A 23,505-nucleotide genomic window follows, 5' to 3' on the forward strand; every position below is an offset into this window, starting at 1 on the left:
TAATAAGGTCCACCCGCACACGCAGGAATCGTGTGACGATCAACGAGTGAACGGGTGGTATATGGCTCGCAAGGGCAAGAAGGGATCGAACCGGGAGGTCCGCGACGTCGCGGGCGAGGGTGTTGCTCAGGCATCCGCCGGACGATCCAAACTGGATGGCCGCAGTTTCCTTTATGTCGGCGGCCGTGACTGCCAGGTGGCGCATCTTCGCCAGATCGCCAGCAATTTCGGTGCCGAACTCATCCATCACGACGGCGGCCTGCGCGAAGCGGTGTCCCGCATCGACACCGTGCTGCCTTCGGTCGACTGCGTCTTCTGCCCGATCGACTGTATCAGCCACGATGCCTGCCTGCGCGTGAAGACCGGCTGCAAAAAGTTCGGCAAGGCCTTCATCCCGCTTCGCAACGGCAGCAAGTCCAGCCTGGAGCGCGCGCTGAATACGATGAACGAGCGAGACAATACCCGATGAACGATCAGCGTCCCGACGGTTTCACCATGATCGGCCTGCACAAGCTTGCCGCACAGACGGGCGAGGGCCTCGTGCCCGAGCTCTACGAAGTTTTCCGCCAGCATGCCGAACGCCAGGAGATCTACCAGAATGTGGCGCTGTTCCCGACCTGGGAAGCGCGCATGCCCGGAGAAGCGACGACGAGGCCGCTTGGCGCGGCGGCGGCAAACGGCAATAATATTCTCGCTTTTCCCTCGTATGCGGCAAGGGCCGGCAAGAGGAAGGCGTAAGGAGATCGCATGTATATCGCAATGAACCGCTTCAAGGTCGCAACCGGGAACGAAGGTGATTTCGAGACGGTCTGGCGCAATCGGGATTCCAGCCTGGCCGAGGTGCCCGGTTTCGTCGAATTCCGCCTGCTGCGCGGCAAGCTCAACGAAGAGGAGGGCTACACGCTCTATTCCTCGCACACGGTCTGGAAGAGCGAAGCGGATTTCCAGGACTGGACGAAGTCCGAGAATTTTCGCGCTGCGCATCGCAATGCCGGCGACCGCAAGGCGATGTATAAGGGGCCGCCGGTCTTCGAAGGCTTCAACGTGGTCGACGGCATATGAACCAGGGGCCTGATCGCATCGAGGTCCTGCCGGTTCTTCCGTCGCTCGATATCGATGCGACGCTTGCCTTCTATCGAGACAGGCTCGGCTTTGCCAATGTCGTCTATCAGGCGGACGATTATCTCATCCTGCGGCGTGACGACATGGAACTGCATTTCTGGCGCACCGAAGATGCCGGGCTCTGCGAGAAGACCTCAGTCTATCTCAGGGGCGGCGGTATCGGCGTCCTTCATGCGGAATATCGCGAAAAGGGCATCGAACGCCTGACCGAGATGGAAGTGCGGCCGTGGAACATGGAGGAATTCTATATCCACGATCCACACGGCAACCTCTTGCGCTTCGGTCGCGTACCGCAGCAGCGCGGCTAAGCTCTGACGCGGAAGACAGCACCCGCCGCAACGGCCAACCAGCCGAGCATCATCGCCCAGCCGCCGCTCGGGGCGGCATAGGGGAAGAGGCCGGCGCCGGTGAAGCGCAGGGTGACTAGGTCACCGGCAAAGAGCAGCGTTCCCAAAATCATGAGGAAACCGGCCAGCCAGGCGGTTTTGAGCCTCGTTGTGCCGAGAGCCAGTGCCAGCAGGGCAGGAGCGTGCGCAAGGCACATGGTCGATGCGGATGCGGCAAGATTGGCTTGCCCGCCGCCATGGGCGGCAAGGGCGGCGAGCGCCACGCCGGCGACGCCGAACAGGCCGGCAAAGAGATAAAGCGCCGGTTCCAGGCGCGCGTTCAAGCTCATGGTTATTCCTTGTCTTCAGCGGCCTTGTTCTGCATGTGATAGGCGAGCCGCTCCACCGGCGCCCAGATGAGATCGCGCAGCGCCTGGCTCGCGATCGTCTCGTCCAGGGCGCGGCGGAAACAGAGCAGCCACTCGTCGCGCTCGACCGGGCCGATCTCGGCGACGAAATGGCGGCTGCGCAGGCGCGGATGGCCGCGTTTGTCGGTAAAGAGCGGCGGGCCGCCGAGATAACCGGTCATATATTCGTAAAATTTCTCTTCGCTGCCGTGAAGGCTCGGCGGATGCACGGCGCGCACGTGGCTTGCCTCCGGCAGCCTGTCCATCAACTCGTAGAAACGGAGCGTCAGCGCCCGCACGACAGGATCGCCGCCGATCGCTTCATATAGAGTGGTGACCTTCTCGCTCACGAAACCATCCCAGATGTCATTCCCCAGCCTTTCATGCACCGGAGATAAAATGATCGCAACCGTCATCAAGCTGCCGCGGCATTTTGCGCATAATGCCCGCGCCGCAAGGGTTCCAATCGATTCTTCTTGACAAAACCGTCCGGACGGTATCTTTTAATCACATGTCGAACGCCCATCATCGCAAGAAACAGCCTGTCCTCGTGCGCCAGCAGTTGCTGGATGTCGCGGCGCGTCTTGCTGTTAGCGAAGGTATGGCCGCGGTCACGCTCGATGCGGTGTCCGCCGCCTCCAGCGTCAGCAAGGGCGGGCTGCTGCATCACTTCCCGACGAAGAATGCGCTGCTTGATGCCCTGTTCGAGAGCCTGCTCGAAAAGTTCGACGCCGATATAGAGGAACTGATGCGTGGCGATCCGCTGCCGCAGGGCCGTTTTACCCGCGCCTATGTGAGGGCCGTATCTGGTCTCAAGGATCGTCCCGACGATTCCAGGAGCTGGACGCAGGTGACGATCGCGCTTCTTGCCGAACCCCGGCTGCGCCTTCGCTGGCGCCAATGGGTGCAGGCGCGGGCGGAAGAATATGTCGGCACCGATTCCTCCCTCGACGCGCAGCTCGTGCGTTTCGCCGCCGACGGGCTGTGGTTTGCAGATACGCTGGAAAGCCATGATATCGACGGCGTTCTGAGGCGGGACCTCATCGATCGCCTTGTCGAACTGACCGGGAAATAATCCGAAGGAATTTCGCCATGAGCCAGGCTGCCGTCTACGGGCTGTTGTTTGCCGCCATCGTGCTCGAGGTCATCGGCACGACCGCGCTGCAGCTGTCGCAGCAGTTCACCCGTATCGGGCCGACGGTGCTCGTCGTCGCCTGTTATGCGGCCGCCTTCTATTGCCTGTCGCTGACGCTGAAAAGCATTCCTGTCGGCATCGCCTATGCGATTTGGAGCGCTTTGGGAATCGTGCTGATTTCCTCGGTCGGTCTGGTCTTCTTCAAGCAGCGTCTCGATCTGCCGGCCATCGTCGGGCTCGGGCTGATCATTTCAGGCGTTGTCGTCGTCAATCTCTTCTCGAAATCAATTTCTCATTGATATTGCTGTGATATTTCCAGCCGGATTTTCGATCTTCCGCGGTTGAATTTTCCCCTTTGTCAAATTCCTGACAAAGGTCTATGTGTTGCTGAGACGTGGAGGAGACGAGGCGCAGTCGGCGCCGTTTTCCAAAGCGCTTTGAATCTCTGCTTTCCCGCCTATCGATACTTCCAGTTTCTACAGGAGCACATCATGGCCATTCGCACCGTCGTCTGGGGAGAGAATATCCACGAGACCACCAATGAGATCGTCCGCGGCATTTATCCCGAAGGCATGCATACGACGATCGCCAATGCGCTGAACGCCGATCCAGCCATCTCGGCGACGACCGCGACGCTGCAGGAGCCGGAGCATGGGCTGAGCGAGGCACGCCTTGCCGAAACCGATGTGCTGACCTGGTGGGGTCACAAGGATCATGGCGCGGTCTCCGACATCGTCGTCGAGCGCGTCGCCAGGCGTGTCTGGGAAGGCATGGGCCTGCTGGTGCTGCATTCCGGCCATTTCTCGAAAATCTTCAAGCGGCTGATGGGCACGCCCTGCGCGCTGAAATGGCGCGAGGCGGGCGAGCGCGAGCGGCTGTGGACGATCAACCCGCGCCATCCGATCGCCGCCGGCATCGGCGAGCATTTCGAGCTCGAAAACGAGGAAATGTATGGTGAGCAGTTCTCGGTGCCGGAGCCGCTGGAAACGGTGTTCATCTCCTGGTTCCAGGGCGGCGAAGTATTCCGCTCGGGCCTGACCTGGCGGCGCGGCGCCGGCAACATCTTCTATTTCCGCCCCGGCCACGAGACCTATCCGACCTATCACGACGCCACCATCCAGAAGGTGCTGATCAACGGCGTCAAGTGGGCCTATAACCCTGAAGCAGCGTTGACGAGTATTACCGACGCCCCAAATGTGCCGGTAGAAAAGGCCCTGGAGCCGATCGTCGAACGCGGCCCGAAACTGCACCAGGCCGGCGAAGCCGGTTACCGCTGAGGAGCATCCATGCGACTACTCGTTCTTGGCACGGGCGTGATGGCGAAAAACCAGCTCGCCCGCTTCTCCCTCATCGACGGCGTGACCGTGGTCGGCGCCGTCGACACCGATCCCGAGCGGCTTTCGGCCTTCGCCGACAAGTTCAACATCGAAAAGCGGTTTCTTTCGCTGGAGGAGGCGATCGCCTGGGGTGAATTCGACGCGGCGACGAACGTCACGCCCGACCGCATTCATCACCCGACGACCATGGCGCTGATTGCCGCGGGCAAACATGTGTTCTGCGAAAAGCCGCTGGCGGAGAACTATGCGAAGGCGCTTGAAATGACGGAGGCGGCCGAAAAGGCCGGCGTCATCAACATGGTAAACCTGACCTATCGCAATGTCGCGCCGTTGCAGCGCGCCCGCGAGATGGTGCTCGCTGGCGAGCTTGGCACGATCAGGCATGTGGAAGCCTCCTATCTTCAGAGCTGGCTGGTGTCGCGTGCCTGGGGCGATTGGCGAACGGAATCGACCTGGCTGTGGCGGCTTTCCACCGGCCATGGCTCGAACGGCGTGCTCGGCGACGTCGGCATCCATATCCTCGATTTTGCTGCCTATGGCGCGGCGACCGACATCGACCATGTCTTTGCCCGGCTGAAGACCTTCAACAAGGCGCCGGGCGGCCAGATCGGCGAATATCTGCTCGATGCCAATGACAGCTTCACCATGTCCGTCGATTTCGCCAATGGCGCACTCGGCGTCATCCATGCTAGCCGCTGGGCGACAGGGCATCTCAACGAGTTGAAGCTGCGCATTTATGGCGAGAGGGGCAGCCTCGAGGTCATCCATCGCCCCAGCGGTTCAGAGTTGCATGGCTGCCTTGGCGAGGGTGTCGAAACCGCCACCTGGACGCAGATCGAGGTTGAACCGGTGGCGACGAATTACGAGCGTTTTGCCGAGGCCGTGGCAAGCGGCGTCCAGCCAGACCCTAACTTCCGCCACGCCGCCAACCTGCAGAAGGTGCTGGACCTCGCCATTGTGACCGAGCGCGAGCGGCGCGAACTGAAGGTCTGATCTGCCGTGGGATGATGTAACGGGGCAAGGACAAGCCGTATGAAAAGCCTTCTGACAAGCTGGCCGCTTTGGGCGCTTCTTTCCGCCGGCTTTGCAGCGCTCACGGCGATTTTCGCCAAGGTCGGCGTCGAGAACGTCAACTCCGACTTCGCGACCTTCATCCGCACCATTGTCATCCTGCTGGCGGCGGCGATGATGGTCTCCATATCGGGCAGCTGGCAGGAGCCGTCTTCCGTGTCGAGCAGGAGCTGGCTCTTCCTGGTGTTCTCCGGCCTTGCCACCGGCGCATCCTGGATTTGTTATTTCCGTGCTCTGAAGCTTGGCGATGCTGCCCGTGTCGCCCCGATCGACAAGCTATCCGTCGTCTTCGTGGCCGTCTTTGCGGTGCTGTTTCTCGGCGAGCGCTTGACGCTTCCGAACTGGCTCGGCGTCGTTCTGATTGCGGGAGGCGCCGTGCTCGTCGCTTACAGGGCATGACCGGTGACAAGCATAATACGTCTTCGCAAACACGGGAAAAAAGACCCCGCCGAAGCGGGGCCGGAGGTTGCCGAGCCGCAGCAGGCGGCACCGGCGATCTGAGTGTTCTTATTCGATGACCTGCACCACGCGATGGGTGCGGGGTTCGACGATCACATGTTGATTGTTGATGACCGTATAGGCGTATTTCGGATTGTCGGGCACCGGTGTGACGACAACATCGGCCGGAAGCGGCTTGCCGACGACGATCGGCTCCTGGACGACCACCGAGGCGGTCGGGGCCGGCTGCTGCTGGACATAGGTGACGACCTCGCGCGGCGGCGGATCGACAACGGCGCCGGCGACACCGCCGGCCACGCCGCCAATGGCGGCACCCACGGGGCCACCGACGATGGCGCCGGTGATCGCGCCGCCGGCTGCGCCAGTCACGGCGCCATCAGCGAGGGCATTGGTTGCAAGTGACGACAGCGCAAGGGCGCTGGAGACAAGTAGAATCTTGTACATTTTGCTTCTCCTTTGCTGGGGTTGCGTTTGGGTAACGACCACGCCAATCCGAGGTTCCGGCAGGAGAGAGTCACGCTTTGGAAGGCCGGTTCACATTCTGTGAGGGGGGCGAAGCCATCCGCCGCGGTTGGATTATTCCAGTCGCCGGCGGAAGAGCCAGGCGGCGGCGCTGAGTGTGACGGCGGCGATCAACGCCAGCGGGATCGTCTGGTGGACCACCTCGCTCACCGGGATATCCTTGAGGAAAACGCCTTTGACGATCACCAGGAAATAACGCAGCGGGTTGATGAAGGTTATCGGCTGGAGCCAGCCCGGCATGTTCTCGATCGGCGTCGCAAAGCCCGAAAGCAGCATGGCCGGGACCATGAACAGGAAGGCGCCGAGGATCGCCTGCTGCTGCGTCATCGACAGCGCCGAAATGAAGAGGCCGAGGCCGGCGACCGAACCGAGATAGAAGATCGCGCTGCCGTAAAGCAGGAAGAGCGAGCCGCGCAGCGGCACCTCGAACAGAAAGACGGCGGCGAGGATATAGACGGTGATGTGGAAGAGGCCGATCATCATCGGCGGGATCAGCTTGCCGATCAGGATTTCGTGCAGGCGCAGCGGTGAGACCATCAGCTGGTCGAAGGTGCCGAGCTCGCGCTCGCGGGCGATCGACAGAGCCGTGACGATCAGGCCGATCAAAAGTGCGATGCTGGCGATCAGGTTCGGCACCATGAACCATTGGTAGGTGAGGTTCGGGTTGAACCAGTTGCGCGGCACGGATGAGACGATGCCGGCGCCGGCGCGTTTGCCCGCCGGTGTTTCGGCGGCAAGGGCACCGCCGATCTGCGAGAGGTAGCCGGCGACGATCTGCGAGGCGTTGGAGCGGCGGCCGTCGAGCACCACCTGGAGGTCGGCCGGTGTTCCCGCCTCGATGTTGCGCGAAAAATCCGGACCGATCTCGACGGCGGCGATCACGGTCTGGTTGTCGATCGCCACCCGGACTTCGCTCTGATCGGCGGCGAATTCGATGTTGCGGAAGGTCGGCGACCCGTCGATGCGCTCGATCAGCTCCTGGCCCCAGTGACCGCTGTCGCGGTTGAGGATCATGACGTCGACATTGCGGACTTCCAATGTCGCGGCATAGGAAAAGACGAGAAGCTGGACGATCGGCGGGCCGATCAGGATGGCGCGGCCCTTGGGGTCGCGCAGCACGGCGAGCAGTTCCTTGACGATGAGGGCGTAGAGCCTTGTCCACATCTCAGCCGATCCTCTTCCGGGTGCTGCGGGCCGCAAGCACGAACATGACGGCGCCGATCGCCAGCATCACGGCGATTGCCTTTCCGAACATCGGCCAGATATCGCCGGCGAGGAAGACTGTCTGCAGGCTGGGGATGAGGTACCGCGCCGGCACGATGAAGGTGATCCACTGGATGACAGCAGGCATGGAATTGATCTCGAACAGGAAGCCCGAGAGCAGGAAGGCCGGCAGGAAGGCCGATATTAGCGCCAGCTGCGAGGCGAGGAACTGGTTCTTCGTTGCCGTCGAGATCAGCAGGCCCTGACCGAGCGCCGGGATCAGGAAGGCGGCCGAAAGCGCGTAAAGGGCGGCGACCGAGCCGCGGAACGGCACGCCGAAAAGAAAGACCGCCAGCAGCACGCAGAGCGTCATCGAGGTGAGGCCGAGCAGGAAATAGGGCAGGATCTTGCCGGTGAGCAGTTCGACCGCCGTCACCGGCGTCGCCATCATCGCCTCCATAGTGCCGCGCTCCCATTCGCGGGCGACGACGAGCGAGGTCAGCAGCGTGCCGACCAGCGTCATGACGATGGTGATCGAGCCGGGCACGAGAAAATTGCGGCTGGTCAGCTCCGGATTGAACCAGAAGCGCTGCTCGACCGCGATGGCGGGAGCGTGGGAGGCCACGTCGGCCTGGCGCTGCTGCTCCCAGTTGGCGACGGCGCCCTGGGCATAATTCTGGACGAAATTGGCGGTGTTCGGGTCGGAACCGTCGACGATCACCTGAATGGCGGGATGGTTGTCTGCGGTGTAGCGTGTGGTGAAATCGGCCGGGATGATGACGATGCCGCGCACATTGCCGAGCACGAGATCTTCCTCGAACAGGCGCCGGTCGCGGCCCATCGCGACATCGAAATAGCGCGAGGCCTGGAAGCTGGCCGACAGGTCCTGTGTCAGCGGCGTCAGCTCCTCGGTCACGAGGCCGATGCGGGTGCGGGTGGTATCGAGTGAGACGCCGTAACCGAAGAGAAAGAGCAGGATCAGCGGCAGCACGAAGGCGATGAGGATGCTGCTCGGATCGCGGATCGCCTGAAAACTTTCCTTGCGCACGAGAGCAAAAAGACGCCGCAGCCGGCCGGAAGAGGCGCTCATGCGGCGTCCTCCGCTTCCGATTGCTGCACCAGGGCGATGAAGGCGTCCTCCATCGTCGGATCCGGCTGCTCGTTGGTCGCGACGCGGGCCTTTAACTCATCGGGCGAGCCAAGCGCGATCGAACGGCCGCGATAGATCAGCGAGATGCGGTCGCAATATTCCGCCTCGTCCATGAAATGGGTGGTGACGAGCACGGTGACGCCTTTTTCGACAAGCGCGTTGATATGCGTCCAGAACTCGCGCCTTGTGATCGGATCGACACCCGAGGTCGGTTCGTCCAGGAAGAGGGCGCGCGGCTCATGCATGACGGCGCAGGCAAGCGCCAGGCGCTGCTTCAGGCCAAGCGGCAGGTCCTTGGCGGGCTCGCGGGCGTGGCGGCCGAAATCGAAAATGCCGGCCATCAGCGCGATGCGCTCGCGCTTGCGCTGCCCGCGAAGACCGTAGACGCCGGCGAAGAATTCGAGGTTCTGCATGACGGTGAGATCACCGTAAAGCGAGAATTTCTGCGCCATGTAGCCGAGCTGGTTGCGGGCTTCAGCGGCATCTCGGCGAAGATCGAAACCGGCGACGCGGCCTTCGCCGCCGGTCGGCTTCAGCAGGCCGCAGAGCATCTTGAAGGTGGTGGACTTGCCGGCACCGTTCGGGCCGAGCAGGCCGAAGATCTCGCCGCGGCGGATATCGAAGCTGATATCCTCGGCGGCAGTGAAATCGCCGAAGCGCTTGGTCAGGCCCTTGGCCTCGATCACCGGCCGGTCGCCCTCGGCCTTCAGCGGATCTTGCGTTTCGGCAAGCCTGGAGCGGCCGCCGGGGCCGCCGCCCAGCATGTCGACAAAGGCATCCTCGAAGCGGGGCGGGGCGGGGGCGAGCGTTGCCCCGTCGCCGGCCTTGCCGATATCGGGTTTTTTGTCCTTGGCCGTCACCAGGCGGATCGCGTCGCCCTGGATCACGCCGTCGATGACGCCATCGGCCTGCAGGAGCTCGGCAAGCACCTGCCGGCGGCGCCCGCTGACATCGGACACCCTGAAGACCCGGTCGTTGACGCGCTCGGTCAGCTCAGCGGGTTTTCCCGAGAAGAGCAGTTTTCCCTGGTTCAGCAGCAGCACGTGGTCGCAGGCTTCCGCCTCGTCGAGATAGGCGGTCGACCAGAGCACGCCGATGCCTTCCTTCGTCAGGTTCTCTACCATTTTCCAGAGGTCGCGGCGCGAGATCGGATCGACGCCGACGCCGGGCTCGTCGAGCAGCAGCAGGCGTGGTTTTTTGAGAAGCGCGCAGGCAAGGCCGAGCTTCTGCTTCATGCCGCCGGAGAGTTTCCCGGCGAGCCGGCCGGTGAAGCGTTTGAGGTCGGTGAAGGTCAGCAGTTCGTCGAAGGCGCTGGCGCGTTCGCTTTTCGGCAGGCCGCGCAGATCGGCGTAGAGATCGAGGTTTTCCTGCACCGAGAGGTCCTCATAGAGACCGAAGCGCTGCGGCATGTAGCCGATCGCCGCCTGGATGCCGGCGGCGTTCTTCCTGGTGTCGAAGCCGAGAACCTCTACTGTCCCCGTGTCGGGCAGCATCAGGCCGGTCATCAGCCGGATCAGCGTCGTCTTGCCGGCGCCATCGGGGCCGACGAGCCCGGTGATCGCACCGCCGCCGATGACGCCGGAGACGGCGTCTAGGGCCGGCGGCGCCTCGCCGAAGCGTTTGGTGACGCCGTCGATCCGGACGAGCGGCTTGTCGTCCCAATCTTTCTGAGGGGCGGCGGTCATCGTCCGTCTGCCGCGGGCGCCGGAAGACGCACGGTGACCGGCATGCCCTGGCGCAGATCCGGGCCGGGCTTGTCGATGACGATCCTCAGGCGATAGACGAGATCGGTCCGGAGCTCCGGCGTCTCCACCGATTTCGGGGTGAATTCGGCGACCGGCGAGATGAAGCCGATCGTGCCGTCATAGGGTTTGTCGGGCGCCGTATCGGAGGTGACGGAAACCTTCATGCCGGGATGGATGCGGCCGAGATCGGGTTCGGCAACATAGCTGCGCACCCAGACGGGTTCGGTCAGCGACAGCACGAAGACGGTATCGGCCGGCGAGACGATCGCGCCGTTCTCCCGCACCCGCGAGAGGATGATACCGTCGTTCGGAGCGCGCAGCTCCGTGTCGGCGAGCGAGGTGCGGGCCGAGGCGAGCGTCGCCTCAGCCGCCTTCAGCTGGGCGTCGGCTGCGGCGATATCCTCGACGCGGGAACCTTCCTGCAGCAGCTTCAGCGCCTCGTTGGCGGACTGCGAGCGGGCGGCGGCCATCGCCTTTGCGGCGGTCGCCTGGTCGAGCGTCGCTTCGGAAATCGTGCCTTGCGGGCGCAGCTGGCGGGCGCGGTCATAGGCGAGGTTGGCATTTCCGAGATCGGCGAGGCTTTCGTCATAAGCGGCGCGCGCCTGGGCGATCTCAGTCGGGCGAGGGCCTGCCTTCAGCTTGTCGAGGGTTGCCCGAAGGGCGGCGGCGTTAGCCTCGCCGGAGCGAACGGCGAATTCATAGGGTGCGGCGTCGAGCTTCGCCAGCACCATTCCGCTTTTGATCACGTCGCCTTCGTCGACGCGGAGTTCGGAGAGGCGGCCGCTGACGCGGAAACCGAGCGAGACCTGGCGGATATCGACATTGCCGTAGAGGGCGAATTCGCGGCGGGCCTCGGGCAGCCAGCCGAGCTTTTCGGGCAGGCCGTACCACCAGGCGGCGCCCGCGACGACGAGAAGGAGAGCGATGGGAAGGATGCGTTTCATGCTGCACCTCCCTTCGACGGGCCGAGCACATCGACCAGTTCGGCGGCAAGGCCGCGTAAGATTTCCACCTGTTCCGGGCCGACGGCCTCCCATTCCATCTGGGCAAGCACGGCCGCGTGGGTGACGCGAAAGACGAGGATGCTGCCGATAAGGTTGAAGGTGCGCAGGCGCACATGTTCGGAGGCGGAATCTTCACGCAAGATGGCGCCGATCAGCCGCCGGCCCATCTCGATCATCGGCCGCATGATGCCCTGATAAACCCTTGCGAAGGCTTCGGTCGGCTCCATCTGCTCGCGGATCAGGAAGCGCGCCCAGGATTCGGATTCCTTGCCGACGAAAAGCGTCACTATGGTCTGGAGAATTTCCGTGAGGAAGAGACGGGCTTCGCTTTCGCCGAGTGTTTCGCCGGCAGCGTCGAGCGCCATGAGATGCGTGCCGATACGCGCCCGCATGTCGCCGACATGCGTATCGATGCGGGCCATCAGATATTCGGCGGTGGCGATGTAAAGGCCTTCCTTGCTGCCGAAATAATAGGGGATCGCCTGCAGGTTGACGCCGGCGGCTTCGGTCAGCTGACGTGTCGAGGCGCCGTCAAAGCCGTAGCGTCCGAAGACGTCGAGGGCGGCGGCCAACATCTTCTGCCGCGCGGCCTCGGCCCGGGCGGATGCTGGCGGGGTTTGAGTGTCGCTTTCCTGGTTCATGAGAGTTTTATAACGCTGATCGCAAAATAAGTCAATCGATTGATATATTTTGCCGAGAAGCGGCCCGAACTGTGGAGCTTTTCACCAGGCGGGCAATCGCGCCGGCCAAAAAAATCCGCCGATTTTTTCTATTTTTGCGCTCATTTTTCGACACAAAACGGCCTTGCTCTTTCCGTATTGCCGATGTGATGCGTATCCAAATTTATACTATCGCGCTGCTGTTGAGCGCCATCATGTGGTCGATCTCGTTCGATGCGGCGCGTGAATCCTATCATGCCGCGCAAAGTGCGGGATTGATGCCGAACCTGCATATCAACAAGAAGCTGGATCGCGTTCTTTAGATTGCGGTCGTCAGCATCGCGCCGATCTCGCCTCGGCGAGTTCGGAGCCGGGGAAGCGTTTCCCGTGTGTCCCGCGACGAGCGGGAGAGAAAGCCGAATTCCTTAAAATTTGACCGATCGGCTTAAAAGCCCTGCAAATACTGATGTGTAGAGTGGTCTCATGAAAGCGATCGAAGCGTGGACAGACGCGTCGATCGTTTGGAGACGGGCGAAGCAAAGCCCGCCGATCCGCAAACGGGGACTTCGACATGCACAAAATTCTAGCCGCCATCGCTCTCACTCTGACCATCACCGGCGCTGCCGGGCCGGCGCTCGCCATCGGTCCCGCCAGCCTTGGCCGCGACCTGATGTATACCTCCGCCATCGGCCATTCGCCCGAGATTCCGTTGACGACACGCGCCGGTTTCGTGCGCCCCGGCGTTCCTTTCGTCCTGCGCAGCCCTGCTCAAATCAAGGGCGAGGGTTATCAGCTCAAGGCCTATTCGCCGAAACTGACCGTTGTCGTCGACTATGTGTTTTGGAAGGCGGTCGACGCGGTTGAAGCGGTGACGTTTCTGCGCTGATATTCCTGGTCACAGGAGGCAATTTGGGTCGGCACTCGAGGTAAGCTAGGCGCCGAGTTCGCCGCGGACATCGAGATACCAGTCGACGAAGGCTTTGACGCCGACATCCAAACTCGTGTCCGGCTTGTAACCCGTCAGCGCTACGAGCAGATCGGGCGCCGCGAAGGTGCGCGGCACGTCACCCTTCTGCATCGCCAGCATCTTGCGGATGGCAGGACGGCCGAGCGCCTTTTCCACCGTTTCGACGAAATCCATCAGGCTGACCGGCTGGCCGCCGCCAATATTGACGACCCGAAAGGGCGCCTGGCGCGAAAGCGTTTCGATGGCCGCATTGCCCAGACGGTTGTCCTCGCCAGGGGCGATTGCCGACAGCCTGACAATCCCCTCAACGAGATCGTCGATATAGGTGAAGTCACGGCTCATATTGCCTTCGCCGTAGATTTCGATCGGCTGGTCTTCGAGCATGTTCTTGGTGAATTTGAACAGCGCCATGTCGGGCCGGCCCCACGGGCCATAAACGGTGAAGAAGCGAAAGGCCGTGGTCGGGATCTTGTGCAGATGGGCATAACTATGCGCCATCAGTTCCATCGATTTCTTCGTCGCGGCATAGATGGTCAGCGGCTCGTCGGCGCGATCGGTCTCGTGAAAGGGAACGGTCGCATTGGCGCCGTAGATCGAGGACGTCGAGGCCAGCATCAGGTGACGGATTTCGACGCGCCGCGCGATTTCCATGATGTTCCACGAGCCTTCGACGTTCGATCGAAGGTAGGCCTCGGGATTTTCCAGGCTGTAACGCACACCGGCCTGGGCGGCGAGGTGGATCAGGATGTCGGGCTTGGCCGCGACCACAGCTGTCTCCAGCGCTTCGCGATCCTCGAGCATAGCGATGACCGGTTTGAAGGCTGGGAATTGGGAGAGTGCCGCATGGCGCATCTCCTTGAGCTTGACGTTGTAATAGGGAGTGAGGCCGTCGAAGCCGGTGACCTCGTGCCCTTCCTGCAGCAAGCGCCTGGCCAGATGAAAACCGATAAAGCCGGCAGTCCCGGTAATGAAGTAGCGCATTCCAACCTTCTTTCGGCTCGCTGCCCACGGCAAAAGCCGATTCCGTATCGCGTGACCCCCCTTACAAGATAAGAAGAGGCCGAGTCGATAGATCTTTGAAAGAGAAGGCGGCCGCCGCCATGGCGGCGGTCGCCGGCATATTTGCGCCTTGCCCGGCCGGATGAGGGCGGGCCGTCGATATCGTCCGAAAGCCAGCCGCGGCCATCGGCTATTATGCTGCGTTGCAACATATCGGCCTGCATGTTATGGCCGACGGGTCGTCTGCAAGCAGGTCAGGATCGATGAGAGAGATAATTTATTGGATTCTCTGCGCGTTTCTGACCGTCGCCATCGCGATCGTGTCCTTGCGCTATGTCACGAACTTCTGGCTTTTGTCCTTTCTCTACAGCTTCCAGGTTCACTTCGGCGTCCTCTTTGTTGCTGCCAGCCTGATCATTCTGGCTGTCAGGCGACAGATCTACGGCTTCGTTCTTCTGTTTGTCTCGCTTGTTCTCGTCGCTCACGGCGTCGTTATGCTGCGGGAGTTTTCCGAGGACGACAGAGGCACGGACAGACCGGCGCTTTTTCGCCTGATGTCGTTCAACATGGCGATCGACAACTGGAAAAACTCGACTGCCATCACCGACATGGTGATCGCGTCGAATGCCGATGTCGTCAATTTGCTTGAAGCCAAGCCGCTGACCTTCCATCTGCAGCAATTGTTCAAGGCCTATCCCTATCATATCGGTTGCGACACCGGGAAGGATACCTGCGATACGCTGGTGCTGTCCAAACGCCCGTTCGTCAACCGGCAGGTCGCAAGCATGGGCAGTCTGCGAAAAAACAGGCTGGTTATATCGAGCGTCGACTTCGGCGGCGAAACCATCAATCTGGTTTCGGCGCATCTGACCAAACCGTACTTCGACGATTTCCAGATGGCTGAACTGGAAGATCTCGCCAAAGCGCTTGGTTCGATCGACGGCCCTCTGGTGCTGTCAGGTGATTTCAACTCTTCGTCGATCGCCCCGAGCATCCAGGCTTTCCTGCGTAAGCAGGGACTGAAGACGATCGCGCCCGAACCGGCGACATGGCCGATCGCTGCCGGCTCATTGGGGATCGCCATCGACCATATATTTGCGCGCGCGCCGCTTCATCTGACATCGCTGAGGCGTCTCGATGACAATCTTGGCTCGAACCATTCCGGTCTGATCGCCGAATTCGTTCTCGACAGGGACGGTGAAACTGCACCGGCAAAGTAAGCTGCCGGGCAAAGTCAAAATTTCGTCCTGCCGCCTTTCTTGTCGATCATCTGAAATTTCTCGCCGTCGGTCTTCACGCTGACGCAGTCGGTCGACTTGTTGGGAAACCGGACGCACACCTGGCCATTGGTTATCTTGTAGCCATTCCTGTTGCCCTGGCGATATTCGTAACCGTTGCTGCTTTCTTTCAGTTCCGACGTGCCCGGCAGATGCTCGCGGATTTCTGCCTCGCTTGCGGTTCGCATCTTTCCGGTTTCGGCAAACGCCATTCCCGGTTCCATGATCGCAAGAAATCCGGCGAGGGCGGGCAAGATACGCATCAAGGGATCTCCGGTCATGTCTTTCGGTACATCCATTCTACGAGAATTCCGATAGCGAGTTCAACAGCGATGGCGGTCGCGCCGGAAAAGGCGGCCCATTGTTCGGGGCCGGCCAGTCCGGCGGCGACGTTACGTTCTTCCGAACTCATCGACGATGCGGATGATGTCGTCCTCGCCGAGATAGGAGCCCGTCTGCACCTCGATGAGCTCGAGGACGATCTTGCCGGGATTGGCGAGACGATGGACTTCGCCGAGCGGAATATAGACGCTTTCGTTCTCGCGCAGCATTCGCACGGTCTCGCCGACCGTCACCTCGGCCGTTCCCTTGACGACGACCCAGTGTTCGGAGCGATGGTGGTGTTTCTGCAGCGAAAGCTTCTTACCCGGGGTCACGAAGATGCGCTTCACCTGGAAACGATCGCCGTTGAAGATCGAGGTATAGCCGCCCCAGGGCCGATAGGAGGTGGGGTGGGTTTCGGTGAATTTCGCCGTCGCCGAAGAAGAGGCCAGCATCTTGACCAATTGCCCGACATTCTGGCTGTCTTTGAGCGGTCCGACATAGACGGCGTCCTCACTGGCGATGACGGCGACATCCTCCATGCCCTGGACGGCAAGATGCACGCCATGGGTCATGACCAGCGAGTTGCGGGTATTGACGACGGTCGTGTTTGCGGCGGCGACATTGCCGTTGTCGTCGCGGCTGCCTGATTTCCAGACGGCATCCCAGCTTCCCATATCCGACCATTTGAACGGCGAGGGGACGACGGCGGCCTTGGAGGTCTTTTCCATGATCGCGTAGTCGATGGAGATATCGGGGCTCTTGGCGAAATGATCGGCGTCGAGGCGGGTAAAGTCGAGGTCGCGGCTTGCCTTGGAAACGGCCTTGCTCGCCGCCTTCAGCACATCGGGCGCATATTCCTGCAGTTCGGCGATGAGCTCCGCCACCGGGAACATGAAGATGCCGGAGTTCCAGTAGAAGCCGCCGTCGGCGAGCATTTTCTCGGCCTTTTCCAATGCCGGTTTTTCCACAAAACGGCTGACCTTGTGGGCGCCGTTTTCGAGCGCATCGCCGATTTCGATATAGCCGTAACCGGTTGCCGGCTCGGTGGGCGTGATACCGAAAGTGACGAGCTTGCCATCGGCTGCGGCATTCCGGGCGATGCGGATGCAATCGAAATAGCTCGTGTCGGCGAGGATCTCGTGATCCGAGGCGAGCATCTGGATGATGGTGTCCTTGCCGAAAAGCTCGGAAGCAAGGGTGGCGGCGGCGGCCACCGCTGCGGCGGTGTTGCGGGCGACCGGCTCGAGTAGCACGGCGGCGAGCGGGACAGCCAGCGCGCGGGCCTGCTCGGCGACCAGGAAGCGAAATTCCTCATTGGTGACGACGATCGGCGCTTCATAGAGCTCCGGGTTGGAAACGCGTTCGAGTGTATCCTGAAACAGCGTCTTGTTGCCGACGAACTGGATGAACTGTTTCGGGGCGGTGGCACGGGAAAGCGGCCAGAGCCGCGTGCCTTTGCCGCCGGCCATGATCACGGGAACGATTTTCTGCGTCATAGGCGGGTTCCTTGAAAAAAAGCTTGTTCGTGGCATGTTTAGCGGGCGTCTGCCCAGTCCGTTATTCGGGTGAGCCCTGTCTTCAGCAGATCCAGGGCCGCGGTTTCGCTTCCGGCTTCGACGTAGCAGCGCATTTCCGGCGCATTGCCGGACGGGCGGAAATGAATGATCCTGCCGTCTTTCAGCGTTACGCGAAGTCCGTCGATATCGGATTTCGCCGCCACCTCGCCGACCGGCTGCAGGAAAGCGGCAAGGTTTTCATTGGAGGCGCGCAGATGCTCCATCAGCGCCGCACTCGTCTCCACCGGAAAATTCTCCAGGCGATCGGCAGCGGCAAAGGGCAGATGATAGGAGGCGGCAACGGCCGAAAGCGGCTGCCTGCGAACGGCGGCGAGCGACAGGATCGCAAGCATCGGGAGAAAACAATCGCGCGTCGGCAAGGCGCGCACGGATTCGCCGTTGATATCGAAAGGGGTTGCCGTCAGCAGCCCGCCATTGGCCTCAAAGCCCATGACATGATCTTTGCCGGCCGCCACGGCCTCTTCCATGGCTGCGATAACGAAGGGCGAGCCGACGCGGGTGCGCCTGACGGCGAAAGAGCCTGCGGCCTCGATGCCGGAATTGGAGGTAACCGGTGTGACCACCGTGCCGGCGCCGAGAAAATTGGCTGCGACAAGGCCGAGAAGGTCGCCGCGCAGCGGCGTGCCGGTTTCGTCTGCGACCAGCGGGCGGTCGCCGTCGCCATCGGTCGAGACGATCGCGTCGAACTTATGCTCGGACACCCAGCGCTTCATCAGCGCGACCGTCTCGTCGGAAACGGCTTCTGTGTCGACGGGAATGAAACTCTCCGAACGGCCGAGAGCGATGATCTCGGCGCCATAATGGGCGAGAACCTCAGCCAGCAGGTCGCGGGCGACGGTGCTGTGCTGGTAGACGCCGATCTTCAGGCCGGATAGCGCCCCCTGCGGCAGCAGGGCGGCATTGCGCTGGAAAAAGAACTGCCGGCAGATCGCCTGATGATCTTCGGTCTGGGCCGGCGCCTCTGCAACCGGCTCGCCTGTTCGTTCGATCTCGGCCGCCCACGCGGTGATCTCAGCCTCGTCCGATTTGTCGATCTCGCCGTCCGGGCGATAGAACTTGATGCCGTTGCGGTCTGCCGGAATATGCGAGCCCGTCACCATCAGGCACGCAGCGTTGCTCTTAAGGCCATAAAGGGCAAGGGCGGGTGTCGGGACATTGCCGCAGTCCAATACCCGGAAGCCGAGCGCGGCGAGCGCGCTGGCGCAATTTCCCGAGATATCGGGGCTCGAATCGCGAAAATCGCGGCCGATTAGAATGGCGTCGCCGACCTGTGCCTTGCCGGTCCGCAGCAGATATTTGCCGAACGCGGTCGCATAAAGCGCAGAGGCGCGTCCCTTGAGATCCACTGAAAGTCCGCGAAGGCCACTCGTGCCGAATTTCATTTGAAGACATGTCCCCGGTTTATCATCAAGGTTCTACTCAGGCCGCCTGCCGGCGTAAATACCGAAGCCGTCATATAGTTAAACACGGACGACGGTGTCCCGGAAGCCGCTCGCAATCCTCTCCCGCCCATCCCAAAGGCGTAAACCCATTGCCGAGGCGGCAGGCATTGCAGCGTAGATCGATTTTGTTAGAACCGTGTGTCCGTTGTTTCTTCATATGCGAAGGGTTTGCTCGATGAGCGATACATCAATCAGTCTCGACGAGAGCTGGAAAGCCGCCTTGGCGGCGGAGTTCTCAAGCCCCTATATGCAGCAGCTTAAATCCTTTCTAGTCGCGCAGAAGCAGATCGGTAAGCGGATTTTCCCTCGGGGCAGCGAATATTTCCGCGCCCTCGACCTGACGCCGATCACCAGCGTCAAGGTCGTCATACTCGGCCAGGACCCCTATCACGGGCTGGGGCAGGCCCATGGGCTGTGCTTCAGCGTCCGGCCGGGCGTGCGCATTCCGCCCTCCCTCGTCAATATCTACAAGGAGATGCAGACGGATCTCGGCATAGCGCCGGCGCGTCACGGTTTTCTCGAACATTGGGCAAGACAAGGCGTGCTGCTGCTGAACAGTGTGCTGACTGTCGAGGAAGGGCAGGCGGCTGCGCATCAGGGCAAGGGGTGGGAGCGCTTCACCGACGCCGTCATCCGCAAAGTCAACGACGAGTGCGAATCCGTCGTCTTCATGCTCTGGGGCTCTTATGCCCAACGCAAGGCGGCCTTTGTCGATACGACACGGCATCTCGTGCTCAGGGCGCCGCATCCCTCGCCGCTTTCGGCCCATAACGGATTTTTCGGCTGCGGGCATTTTTCGAAGGCGAATGATTTCCTGCAGTCGCGCGGGCGAACTCCGATCGACTGGCAATTGCCGGCGGTTCCCGAAGAGGTCAAAGTGTGAACGTCATCTGGCCTTCGTTCACTAAAGGAAGACAATGCGTTTTGATCTGGGGGTCTGTTCCCATGGAGTTTCAGCGCGCATCTTAGCCTCATCGAAAGCCTGCGAACTGCGGGCAAGAAAGGGGTTTCACATGCTCGATCAGATCAAGGGTCTGCACCACGTCACGTCGATGGCGGAGGACGCCCGAACCAACAATCAGTTCTTCACCCATGCGCTTGGCCTGCGCCGCGTCAAGAAGACGGTGAACTTCGACGCGCCTGATGTCTATCACCTCTATTATGGTGACGAGACCGGTGTGCCCGGCACTGTCATGACCTATTTCCCGTTCCCGAAGATGGCGCAGGGCCGTCCCGGCACCGGGGAGGTCGGCACGACGGTGTTTTCCGTTCCGCAAGGCTCGCTCGGCTTCTGGGGCGATCGGTTCAGCGGGTTGAATATCGGCGGGCTGAAGGCCGAGGAAAGTTTCGGCGAGAAGCGCCTGAATTTTTCCGGCCCCGACGGTGACGGCTTTGCGCTCGTCGAGGTTAAGGACGATGCCCGCCAAGCCTGGACGCATGGCGGCATCAGCGAGGACCACGCCATTCGCGGCTTCCATTCCGTCGCTATGCGCCTGCGGGATGAAGGCGCTACCGGCGAACTCCTGAAGTTCATGGGTTACGAGGTCGCCGAAGAACGGGACGGCGTCAAGCGGCTGATCAAGCCTGACGGCAACGGCGCGCATCTCATCGATCTCGAGACCATGCCGAACATTGCCCGCGCGCTTCCCGGCGCCGGCTCCGTCCACCACGTCGCCTTCGCCGTCGAAAACCGCGAGAAGCAGCTCGAAGTGCGCAAGGCGCTGATGGACACCGGCTATCAGGTGACGCCGGTGATCGACCGCGACTACTTCTGGGCGATCTACTTCCGCACGCCGGGCGGCGTGCTGTTCGAGGTCGCGACCAATGAGCCGGGCTTCAACCGCGACGAGGATACAGCCCATCTCGGTGAAGCCCTGAAGCTGCCGCAGCAGCACGCCCATCTTCGCGCACTGCTCGAGCAGCACCTGCAGCCGCTGGACGCGTAGGGAGAGGCGATATGACCGAAGCTGGATACGTGCACCGGCTGTATGCCGGTGCACCCGATAAACCCATCCTGCTGGTGCTGCACGGCACCGGCGGCGACGAGAACCAGTTCTTCGATTTCGGCCGGCGCCTGCTGCCCGAAGCGACGGTTCTGTCGCCACGCGGCGACGTTTCCGAACATGGCGCGGCGCGGTTCTTCCGGCGCACCGGGGAGGGGATCTACGACATGGCCGACCTCTCACGGGCGACGGAGAAGATGGCCGCCTATGTCAAGGCATTGGCCGACAAGCACAAGGCTTCCCAAATTCTCGGCCTGGGTTTTTCGAATGGTGCAAACATTCTTGCCAATGTGCTGATCGAGAAGGGCATCTTCGATGCCGCTGTTCTGATGCACCCGCTCATTCCGTTTCAGCCTGAAGCCCAGGCCACTCTGGCGGGGAGAAAGGTGCTGGTGACGGCTGGGCAGCGGGATCCGATCGCTCCCGTCCCGGTGACCGAGGCGCTGTCGGAGCATCTGAAGGATCGCGGCGCCGATGTCAGGACGGTCTGGCATCCCGGCGGCCATGAGATTGCGCCGCTCGAGATCGATGCAGTTCGCGACTTCTTCAGTGGCTATTGATGGAATGTGCCGCCGGTCGGTGGCGCCGATTTGCGGAGCCGGTGAATGCCGGTCCCGCATTTCGGCTGGAATGATGGATCGTTAGGGGCGGGGAGGATATTTGCCCCTGATTGCCGTCATATAAAAATTCCCCGGGGATTCCGCCATCGTCAAGCCGACGACGACGCCCTTGGGGACACCTTCATATTCCCGCCTTTGACCGTTTGTCAGATAGACCCGTAGATGCCGGCTGTCTTCGTCGTAGGTGATCGCCTCGATAAGTTTCGAATCAACCGCAGTTTCCACTTTGCACCCCGCAGTTTTGGATCTGAGATTTCCGGTGAGGAATGTCATTCACGCTCGCAATACGCCATCATCATGCGCCGCTGCAGTAGCGTCAAGCACGATAAGCTTAAGCGTTCATTTTTTTCTCTTGGCTCTCGCTATAGTTGATTTATGCAGCTTTTCGGGAGGTGCCGCCTGTGGAAACCTGATGGCCGCAAATTCTCCAGCTCGCAGAACTGGCGACTGACACAGCCGCTGAGCGAACGAATAATACGGTTTAACGCCGAATTAACCCTCATCTACCAGAGTACAGCGCAATATTAACCGTGATGCGCTTCCGAATGACCGAATACAAATCGCCGTTTCTCGCAAACGTAATTTCACCGTCGCGGGAACGTTGCATGAAAAATTCCATGCACGTGACGCGGCGAGGATCAGGTGATTCGATGCCAAGCTGCAGTGTGAGCCGGAGGCCGGTTACAATTTCGATGAGGCCGTGATCAGGCCAACTTCTTTTTGAACACTGCGGCTCATGCCCATGTAGGGATGGGCGGAAATGGAGCTTGTCCGACTGCCTCACGGGCTGTCGGATCTCATAAATGGGTTACATGTTTAACTATCTCGGGCCGTGGCGACAACAGATTCCGATACTGGCCGGTAACCGAAAAGGACGCGACCGGCTGACGTTTGCCGAAGGCGACTTCGCTGCGGTCTATGCAATGAGCGATGTACACGGATGTTACAATGAACTCGTCGAGGCGCATCGCCGCATCGAGGAGGATGCCGCGCGCATTCCGGGGCCGAAACTTATCGTCATGCTCGGCGATTATGTCGACCGCGGGCCCGATTCGAGCGCGGTGCTGGAGTTCCTGAGCAAGAGCCCGCCGGCGGGATTTCAGCGTTTCGCTCTCTGCGGCAATCACGACGCGGAACTGGTGAAGCTCTACCGCAAACCGGCGCACATTCTTGAATGGCTCGGTTTTGCCGGGACGGAGACGTTGCACTCATACGGTATCGATATCGAGCATCTGCTGCAGTCTGCGGCTGGAAGCGAAATGATTGCCCGCGTCATTCGCAACATGATCCCCGAGCGGCATATCCAATTCCTGGAATCGCTGCCGATCATGCTGCGGATGGGGAGGGTGGTCTTTGTCCATGCCGGCATCAAACCGGGCATCGACCTCAAGAAGCAGAAGGACAGCGACCTGATGTGGATCCGCCAACCCTTCCTGGATGAAGGGCCGCAGCTTCCTGTCCTCGTGATCCACGGGCATACCCCGGCGCGAACCCCGACATTCGGCCCGCAACGGATCGGCATCGACACCGCGGTTTCGGCGACGGGCCGGCTCACCGTTCTGACGATAAAAGGAACGCGGGTCGGGCTCCTCAATTAAATCTCAAGGCGCGATGCCGCCCGAAACCATTCAGGCTTTTCGGCGCGGTGCGTTAGGAGTCGTGGACTCTTGGGATTCCCAAAGGTGAGCAAATCAGATTCAAGACTGTCTTTTGGAGGCAGTCATGGGTGTTTTAGATCGTCTCATTCTTCGAGATGACCAGTGGGAGCGGATGTCTCGTCATATCATTGGCGACGATCGTACGCGCGGTTCGTCTGGACGTGACAATCGCATGTTTGTGGAAGCGGTCTTGTGGATCGTGCGGACGGGTTCRCCCTGGCGCGAYCTGCCGGAGGTGTTCGGTGATTGGAACAGCGTGTTTCGCCGCTTCAGCCGCTGGAGCCAAAAGGGTGTCTGGTGGCGTGTCTTTGAGGCGATGTCGGAGGATGCCGACTTCGAATATCTGATCGTCGACAGCACTATTATTCGCGCCCACCAGCACGCCTCCGGCGCAAAAAAGGGGCTGAAGATCAGGCCCTTGGCCGTTCCCGCGGCGGCTTGAGCACCAAAATCCATATGGCCGTGCGTGGCCTTGGATGTCCCGTTCGTTTCATTCTG

Annotated in this window: 29 protein-coding genes and 1 pseudogene; 17 read left to right on the forward strand and 13 right to left on the reverse strand. The window is 61.2% G+C overall.

All coding sequences use genetic code 11. The features are described 5' to 3' along the window. Nucleotides 1-61 precede the first annotated feature (61 nt). The 4 genes from BBJ66_RS11075 to BBJ66_RS11090 are packed head-to-tail and all read left to right on the forward strand — an operon-like array spanning nucleotide 62 to nucleotide 1,430. Complete coding sequence (locus BBJ66_RS11075; protein ID WP_049731622.1) at nucleotides 62-469, forward strand: DUF2325 domain-containing protein; 408 nt, start codon at nucleotides 62-64, stop codon at nucleotides 467-469. Then, nucleotides 466-738, forward strand: coding sequence for a hypothetical protein (locus BBJ66_RS11080; RefSeq protein WP_049731621.1), 273 nt, complete (start codon nucleotides 466-468; stop codon nucleotides 736-738). The genes BBJ66_RS11075 and BBJ66_RS11080 overlap by 4 nt, the downstream gene beginning before the upstream one ends. Nucleotides 739-747: 9 nt before the next feature. Beyond that, nucleotides 748-1,062 (forward strand): antibiotic biosynthesis monooxygenase family protein, encoded by a 315-nt coding sequence (locus tag BBJ66_RS11085; RefSeq protein WP_049731620.1) that lies wholly within the window; start codon nucleotides 748-750, stop codon nucleotides 1,060-1,062. Continuing rightward, the gene (locus tag BBJ66_RS11090; RefSeq protein WP_071086953.1) at nucleotides 1,059-1,430 is read left to right on the forward strand and encodes a bleomycin resistance protein; all 372 of its coding nucleotides are present in this window, start codon (nucleotides 1,059-1,061) and stop codon (nucleotides 1,428-1,430) included. Before BBJ66_RS11085 ends, BBJ66_RS11090 begins: the two co-directional genes overlap by 4 nt. On the opposite strand, the gene BBJ66_RS11095 is transcribed toward BBJ66_RS11090, so the two are convergent. Beyond that, nucleotides 1,427-1,798 carry a DUF423 domain-containing protein gene (locus BBJ66_RS11095; RefSeq protein ID WP_071086956.1) on the reverse strand — a complete coding sequence of 124 codons (372 nt, stop codon included), beginning with the start codon at nucleotides 1,796-1,798 and terminating at the stop codon, nucleotides 1,427-1,429. The two genes, BBJ66_RS11090 and BBJ66_RS11095, sit on opposite strands and share 4 nt — an antisense overlap. A 2-nt stretch (nucleotides 1,799-1,800) precedes the next feature. Then, nucleotides 1,801-2,205: a group II truncated hemoglobin gene (locus BBJ66_RS11100; protein ID WP_071086991.1), complete on the reverse strand. Its 405-nt coding sequence runs from the start codon at nucleotides 2,203-2,205 to the stop codon at nucleotides 1,801-1,803. 161 nt (nucleotides 2,206-2,366) lie between these two features. Between BBJ66_RS11100 and BBJ66_RS11105 the strand changes: the two genes are divergently transcribed. The 5 genes from BBJ66_RS11105 (at nucleotide 2,367) to BBJ66_RS11125 (ending at nucleotide 5,797) form a co-directional block, all read left to right on the forward strand. Continuing rightward, entirely contained in the window at nucleotides 2,367-2,930 is a 564-nt protein-coding gene (locus BBJ66_RS11105; protein WP_071086958.1) for a TetR/AcrR family transcriptional regulator, read from the forward strand. 17 nt (nucleotides 2,931-2,947) lie between these two features. Continuing rightward, nucleotides 2,948-3,289, forward strand: a complete 342-nt coding sequence (locus BBJ66_RS11110; protein ID WP_049731616.1) for a DMT family transporter — start codon at nucleotides 2,948-2,950, stop codon at nucleotides 3,287-3,289. Nucleotides 3,290-3,481: 192 nt separating this feature from the next. Beyond that, nucleotides 3,482-4,267 carry a ThuA domain-containing protein gene (locus tag BBJ66_RS11115; protein ID WP_071086960.1) on the forward strand — a complete coding sequence of 262 codons (786 nt, stop codon included), beginning with the start codon at nucleotides 3,482-3,484 and terminating at the stop codon, nucleotides 4,265-4,267. A gap of 9 nt (nucleotides 4,268-4,276) precedes the next feature. Then, nucleotides 4,277-5,320: a Gfo/Idh/MocA family protein gene (locus BBJ66_RS11120; RefSeq protein WP_049733722.1), complete on the forward strand. Its 1,044-nt coding sequence runs from the start codon at nucleotides 4,277-4,279 to the stop codon at nucleotides 5,318-5,320. Between the two features lie 39 nt (nucleotides 5,321-5,359). Further along, nucleotides 5,360-5,797, forward strand: a complete 438-nt coding sequence (locus BBJ66_RS11125) for an EamA family transporter (protein ID WP_071086962.1) — start codon at nucleotides 5,360-5,362, stop codon at nucleotides 5,795-5,797. Nucleotides 5,798-5,905: 108 nt separating this feature from the next. Here BBJ66_RS11125 and BBJ66_RS11130 read toward each other — a convergent pair whose 3' ends face one another. The 6 genes from BBJ66_RS11130 to BBJ66_RS11155 all read right to left on the reverse strand — a co-directional run bounded on the left by BBJ66_RS11130 (nucleotide 5,906) and on the right by BBJ66_RS11155 (nucleotide 12,122). After that, entirely contained in the window at nucleotides 5,906-6,301 is a 396-nt protein-coding gene (locus BBJ66_RS11130; protein ID WP_003542187.1) for a DUF1236 domain-containing protein, read from the reverse strand. 132 nt (nucleotides 6,302-6,433) lie between these two features. Continuing rightward, nucleotides 6,434-7,543: an ABC transporter permease gene (locus BBJ66_RS11135; RefSeq protein WP_071086964.1), complete on the reverse strand. Its 1,110-nt coding sequence runs from the start codon at nucleotides 7,541-7,543 to the stop codon at nucleotides 6,434-6,436. A 1-nt stretch (nucleotide 7,544) separates the two neighbouring features. Then, a complete protein-coding gene (locus BBJ66_RS11140) occupies nucleotides 7,545-8,672 on the reverse strand; it encodes an ABC transporter permease (RefSeq protein WP_071086969.1) in 1,128 nt (375 codons plus the stop codon). Beyond that, nucleotides 8,669-10,417: an ATP-binding cassette domain-containing protein gene (locus tag BBJ66_RS11145; protein ID WP_071086970.1), complete on the reverse strand. Its 1,749-nt coding sequence runs from the start codon at nucleotides 10,415-10,417 to the stop codon at nucleotides 8,669-8,671. The genes BBJ66_RS11140 and BBJ66_RS11145 overlap by 4 nt, the downstream gene beginning before the upstream one ends. Continuing rightward, a complete protein-coding gene (hlyD, locus tag BBJ66_RS11150) occupies nucleotides 10,414-11,421 on the reverse strand; it encodes a secretion protein HlyD (protein ID WP_049733727.1) in 1,008 nt (335 codons plus the stop codon). Before hlyD ends, BBJ66_RS11145 begins: the two co-directional genes overlap by 4 nt. Further along, on the reverse strand, nucleotides 11,418-12,122 hold the full coding sequence (locus BBJ66_RS11155) for a CerR family C-terminal domain-containing protein (protein WP_071086971.1): 705 nt from the start codon (nucleotides 12,120-12,122) through the stop codon (nucleotides 11,418-11,420). Before BBJ66_RS11155 ends, hlyD begins: the two co-directional genes overlap by 4 nt. Before the next feature lie 71 nt (nucleotides 12,123-12,193). Here BBJ66_RS11155 and BBJ66_RS11160 point away from each other — a divergent pair, with 71 nt between their 5' ends. Next, nucleotides 12,194-12,463 carry a hypothetical protein gene (locus tag BBJ66_RS11160; protein ID WP_071086973.1) on the forward strand — a complete coding sequence of 90 codons (270 nt, stop codon included), beginning with the start codon at nucleotides 12,194-12,196 and terminating at the stop codon, nucleotides 12,461-12,463. Between the two features lie 248 nt (nucleotides 12,464-12,711). Further along, complete coding sequence (locus BBJ66_RS11165; protein WP_071086975.1) at nucleotides 12,712-13,026, forward strand: hypothetical protein; 315 nt, start codon at nucleotides 12,712-12,714, stop codon at nucleotides 13,024-13,026. Nucleotides 13,027-13,071: 45 nt separating this feature from the next. Here BBJ66_RS11165 and BBJ66_RS11170 read toward each other — a convergent pair whose 3' ends face one another. Further along, complete coding sequence (locus tag BBJ66_RS11170; RefSeq protein ID WP_049733731.1) at nucleotides 13,072-14,088, reverse strand: NAD-dependent epimerase; 1,017 nt, start codon at nucleotides 14,086-14,088, stop codon at nucleotides 13,072-13,074. A gap of 281 nt (nucleotides 14,089-14,369) precedes the next feature. Here BBJ66_RS11170 and BBJ66_RS11175 point away from each other — a divergent pair, with 281 nt between their 5' ends. Further along, entirely contained in the window at nucleotides 14,370-15,326 is a 957-nt protein-coding gene (locus tag BBJ66_RS11175; protein ID WP_071086977.1) for an endonuclease/exonuclease/phosphatase family protein, read from the forward strand. A gap of 14 nt (nucleotides 15,327-15,340) precedes the next feature. Here the strand turns inward: BBJ66_RS11175 and BBJ66_RS11180 are convergent, their stop codons facing one another. The 3 genes from BBJ66_RS11180 to BBJ66_RS11190 form a co-directional block, all read right to left on the reverse strand. Then, nucleotides 15,341-15,646, reverse strand: coding sequence for a hypothetical protein (locus tag BBJ66_RS11180; protein WP_071086979.1), 306 nt, complete (start codon nucleotides 15,644-15,646; stop codon nucleotides 15,341-15,343). A gap of 129 nt (nucleotides 15,647-15,775) precedes the next feature. After that, the gene (locus BBJ66_RS11185) at nucleotides 15,776-17,203 is read right to left on the reverse strand and encodes a mannose-1-phosphate guanylyltransferase/mannose-6-phosphate isomerase (RefSeq protein WP_049733734.1); all 1,428 of its coding nucleotides are present in this window, start codon (nucleotides 17,201-17,203) and stop codon (nucleotides 15,776-15,778) included. A gap of 38 nt (nucleotides 17,204-17,241) precedes the next feature. After that, nucleotides 17,242-18,666, reverse strand: a complete 1,425-nt coding sequence (locus BBJ66_RS11190) for a phosphomannomutase (protein ID WP_071086980.1) — start codon at nucleotides 18,664-18,666, stop codon at nucleotides 17,242-17,244. A gap of 235 nt (nucleotides 18,667-18,901) precedes the next feature. On the opposite strand from BBJ66_RS11190, the gene ung reads away from it, so the two are divergent. The 3 genes from ung to BBJ66_RS11205 all read left to right on the forward strand — a co-directional run bounded on the left by ung (nucleotide 18,902) and on the right by BBJ66_RS11205 (nucleotide 21,289). After that, the gene (gene ung, locus BBJ66_RS11195) at nucleotides 18,902-19,609 is read left to right on the forward strand and encodes a uracil-DNA glycosylase (RefSeq protein ID WP_071086982.1); all 708 of its coding nucleotides are present in this window, start codon (nucleotides 18,902-18,904) and stop codon (nucleotides 19,607-19,609) included. 130 nt (nucleotides 19,610-19,739) lie between these two features. Further along, on the forward strand, nucleotides 19,740-20,672 hold the full coding sequence (locus tag BBJ66_RS11200; protein ID WP_049733737.1) for a VOC family protein: 933 nt from the start codon (nucleotides 19,740-19,742) through the stop codon (nucleotides 20,670-20,672). 11 nt (nucleotides 20,673-20,683) lie between these two features. Further along, nucleotides 20,684-21,289, forward strand: coding sequence for an alpha/beta hydrolase (locus tag BBJ66_RS11205; RefSeq protein ID WP_071086983.1), 606 nt, complete (start codon nucleotides 20,684-20,686; stop codon nucleotides 21,287-21,289). 81 nt (nucleotides 21,290-21,370) lie between these two features. On the opposite strand, the gene BBJ66_RS11210 is transcribed toward BBJ66_RS11205, so the two are convergent. Then, nucleotides 21,371-21,622, reverse strand: coding sequence for a KTSC domain-containing protein (locus tag BBJ66_RS11210; protein WP_049733739.1), 252 nt, complete (start codon nucleotides 21,620-21,622; stop codon nucleotides 21,371-21,373). Between the two features lie 530 nt (nucleotides 21,623-22,152). Between BBJ66_RS11210 and BBJ66_RS11215 the strand changes: the two genes are divergently transcribed. Both BBJ66_RS11215 and BBJ66_RS11220 read left to right on the forward strand, forming a co-directional pair. Beyond that, on the forward strand, nucleotides 22,153-22,947 hold the full coding sequence (locus tag BBJ66_RS11215; RefSeq protein ID WP_071086985.1) for a metallophosphoesterase: 795 nt from the start codon (nucleotides 22,153-22,155) through the stop codon (nucleotides 22,945-22,947). A gap of 124 nt (nucleotides 22,948-23,071) precedes the next feature. Then, nucleotides 23,072-23,505 (forward strand): annotated as a pseudogene (locus tag BBJ66_RS11220) (IS5 family transposase); the annotation flags it as partial.

The sequence above is a fragment of the Rhizobium sp. RSm-3 genome (assembly GCF_001854685.1).
Classification (GTDB): Bacteria; Pseudomonadota; Alphaproteobacteria; order Rhizobiales; family Rhizobiaceae; genus Rhizobium; species Rhizobium ecuadorense.